Annotated in this window: 1 protein-coding gene; it reads right to left on the minus strand. The window is 27.7% G+C overall.

Annotation, left to right across the window (positions count from 1 at the left end):
* A partial coding sequence (locus C4B24_RS04990) for an HD domain-containing protein (protein ID WP_168388356.1) occupies nucleotides 1-3,367 on the minus strand: 3,367 nt, incomplete at both ends.

The raw sequence follows: 3,367 nt of genomic DNA on the forward strand, positions 1-3,367 counted from the left end.
TTCTTTAATAATTCTTTAAAGAAAACTTTCTCAAATACACCATATAAAGATTTGATGAAATTTTTATTACCATAAACCTCCTTGAGTCACATTTGATTATTAGGCGCCCCATTTTTAAGTTTTATGGTTTTATAGTCAAACGCCCTAATTTCAGACCTCCACTTAAATTTAATGACATGTGATTCAATACCCATCTTTTCAAAAATATTGTATTCTTTTCCGAATTCCACACCTTGAAATCTTGAGTCACCATACTGAATTTCAGTTTCAAATAAATTAAATAGAATTATCTCTTTCAAATTCTCTTTAATTATTATTATTTTTTCATTTTCTTTCTTAGAAAGTGGCATATCATTTTGACCATTTTCCAATAAATCCTCAATGGTTCTTTGTGCTATTTCTATTATTTTGCAGAACATTTCTTGATGCATTTCAATTTCTCAATCATATTCCAAATTAATTTTCTTAGTTTTTTTCATAGTTTCTATATTCTTTTCAATATTGCTTGTATTGAAAATCACATTAGAATGATTAACTAATAAATCTTTAATTCAAAACTTCTTTGTAGTTGGAGACGCCGTTGAAGTCCCAATGCTGGCTAAAGGTCTTTCGATTCTCTCTCAATTAATATCGAGTAAATCGAATAAAGAAATTAAAAAATATTCTTTATTTTCTAATTGTCCTACGGAAATATATGTTGCGTGACTACCATTATGTATTGCAGATGCTTTTGCAGAAATATTTTTTTGTTTCTTTGAAATATCACTTCCCCTCACATTAAAACTATTGTAAAGCTGATTTATAAAAAAAGCTGAAGTGTCACCATGATTTTCTCTCGATGTTGCTGACATAGAGTCCTTAAAGTCAGTATAAACCTTAATAAGGTCGATATCATTTTCTATTTTTTGTGCGAAAAATTTATAAAAATTGTTTTTATTGAAAAATGATTCGTCATCAAGCAATCCAATATCATGCATATAAATTGAAATGATGACCGCAAAGGGGTCGATGTTATTAATTGCACTCATTAGCGGAATACACTTATCAAGTATTGAGTCAGAGTGTTCTACACCATGATTTGAAAAGTGTTCAAGTTCTCTTGAACCATTTTTTCACAATAATTTGACATACTCCCTAATCAACATCAACATATCAACTTTGGCAAAATGTGCTTCTTCTTCCCTTGCACTTCCCAAGCCTCCAGTTATCGAACTAGTATTCGAATATCTTGTAGTTCTAATCATATTTGAGAATACTTCCAAATCACTTGCATTTACTTTAGCAAATAAAGTTGGTTTAAATCTTGCCCCATCAGAAAATTCATACAATAAAATATGTCTACCAATACGAACTATATTTTTTGCGAAAGTTATTCTAGAATGAGACATTCTTTTTGCAAGATTTATTCTTTCAGACAATAGCGTCCCCTCCTTGCAACTTATAAAGTCAATCAACTGACGACTATACAAAGATAAGAAAGATTTATCTATTTCATCCAAGGTTTGTTCTTCCTCTTCCTTTGACCCTTTTATAAAATTATTGAATAAATCCAATATTTTCATGTGATCATCTTTGAAATTATTCATTTCTTCTTGCTTGGCAATTAGATAGTTATTCAAATTGAAATCTTCCTCACCATATTCACTTGATTTTCTTCTATTTTTTTCAGAAATAAACCAACATATATAAATTAGCCTTACAATAGATTCTTCAAGGCTTGTATTGATTTTATACCCACTTAGTTCATATTCATGTTTAATGATTTTTGTTGTGTCAAACATATGTTCACCAAGTTTTGCTGCCCCTATACTATTTATTATTATTTGTATGTTTGTTTCTATAAAAGATGAAACCAATGAAGAGGAAGACCTAACTCTAATCAAGGTATCTGCAAACTTAAGTAGAAGTTTGTTTTTAAACTCTCCACGGAATAACTCTTGGATCATTTGCATAAAACTATCAAAAATATTTTTAAAACTCATATAATCATTCTTTTTTGCATATGCATTGAAAAAAGTATGAGAATATTTATTACTCAAAATTTCCATAACTCTTTCTCTTTTTTCTAAATTTGTATATTTTTCACCAGAATCTTTAGTAATGAAATATGTATTTTCAAACTCTTTTTTAAGATGATTAATTCTATTTTTATTCAATTCTCTTGAATTAATAATTTCATCAATACCGTCTATAGAGTTTAAATCAGCACCTTTATAAAGACCTTCCCCGCCAATTGTTTGACCTGCAGATCATGTTGAGTCTTTAACTAAGGATGAAACGTCACCTTTTTCATAAAAAATTGTCTTGCTTTCGTTTATTATAAATTTCGATTCTTTTTTTCCTTTATTTTCTTGATCTTTATTTCATTTTTCTTGGAATTTCTCTCATCTTTCAAGAGTTACATCGTTGTTTTTAAAAGATATGTATGTATCGTCAACATAGGATATTACAGTCATATCTTCATATCCAACACTTTCAAAGTGTTGGATAATTGCTTTAAAAAGTTCTTCTTTGTAATCAATAAAGTTTATATTGGCTAATAAATATGATTCTAAAATAAAACCATATTTTATACCTTCATATCTTTTTTTATTTTCGAATTGGAATCCTTCAGGCGGAGTTTCTTTTTGTAAATTGTATTGATTAGTTTCTTGGGGGCTATCTATTTTATTGATGAAATTTAGTAATTCCATCAACTTATTTTCATAAATATCACCCGTCATATTATCAAAGGCTGATGTTAAATCTATTTTTATTAAATTTTCCTCACCTATTTTCCGACTTGCATGACCAATATATTTATTGTAAGACCACTGTCAATTTCAATAAATATATGGTTTTGTGTCATCAATTATTTCGTGTTGTTTTAAATTTAAATAGTTATTTATCTCATTAGTTGAAAGTAAATATCCATAACTCTTGGTAAGGCTATTATTAGCTCCACTTTTTAAAACATAATCCTTATCTTTTCTCTTTTCTTCTGTTGCAGATCATAACATTTTTTTATTTTCTAAAATTAATTTACTAATTGCTCAATTTTGATATACATCCCTATAAAAATAAACTCTATCAGAAATCTTTTTATTTCCGTTCATTTCATTACCCACCTTTTTAAAGCATTTAATTTGGTGATTTTTAATTTTATCCTTAATTTGTTTTTTTATTTTCCCTCTATTTATTTCATTATCTTCATTTAAAAATTTGTTCAAAATTTCATAAAGTTCGCTTGCATTTTTGTTTCAAATATTTTGCAAATCTTTTTCACTCATTCCAATCAATGTTTGCATTATTTTTTTTGGGTATAAAATGTCAACATTTTGAAGTGCGTAAACCGGCATAAGAGCATCTTTTATCGTGATATTTATTT

It is taken from the genome of Mycoplasma marinum (assembly GCF_004335975.1).
In the GTDB taxonomy this organism is placed as follows: Bacteria; Bacillota_I; Bacilli_A; order Mycoplasmatales; family Metamycoplasmataceae; genus Mycoplasma_K; species Mycoplasma_K marinum.